This is a genomic window from Cupriavidus sp. 05N40 (assembly GCF_056397305.1).
The window spans coordinates 1-416 of the sequence record NZ_JBFTND010000480.1; the positions used below are offsets into that span (position 1 = coordinate 1).

1 protein-coding gene is annotated in these 416 nt (G+C 66.6%); it reads right to left on the reverse strand.

Going from position 1 to position 416, the window contains the following annotated elements; genetic code table 11:
• Positions 1-194 precede the first annotated feature (194 nt).
• Positions 195-416, reverse strand: a 222-nt coding sequence (locus AC1DO7_RS41545) for a response regulator transcription factor (protein WP_477117613.1), incomplete at its 5' end; no start/stop codon positions are given.

A 416-nucleotide genomic window follows, 5' to 3' on the forward strand; every position in this document is an offset into this window, starting at 1 on the left:
GTGGACGGCAAAATACAGCGCCACGATGACGTGAAAACCAATTCCGAGATAAGGCATCGTCCTTCTGTCCTGTCTGGCATGCTCCGGCGGACGCGCCGCCGGGGCTCATAGGCAGGATTGTGACAGATGCGCGCGGCGCGGTTCGACTTGCACCGGCAAGGCGCAGGCGGCCGAAGTTGCCGTTGCCGTCGACGCTAGAGCAGCCCGAGGGTGAACGCCTTCAGCGTTGCCGCCGCGCGCGTCGAGCATTCGAGCTTGCGGAAGATGCTCTCCACGTGGGTGCGCACCGTGCTGGGGCTGATCGACAGTGTGCGCGCGACTTCCTTGTTGCTCTCGCCCTGGCTGATGCGCCGCAGCACATCGGTCTCGCGCTCGGACAGCACGAGCGCCGTGCGGGGCGCGGCGCTCGCCTGCCT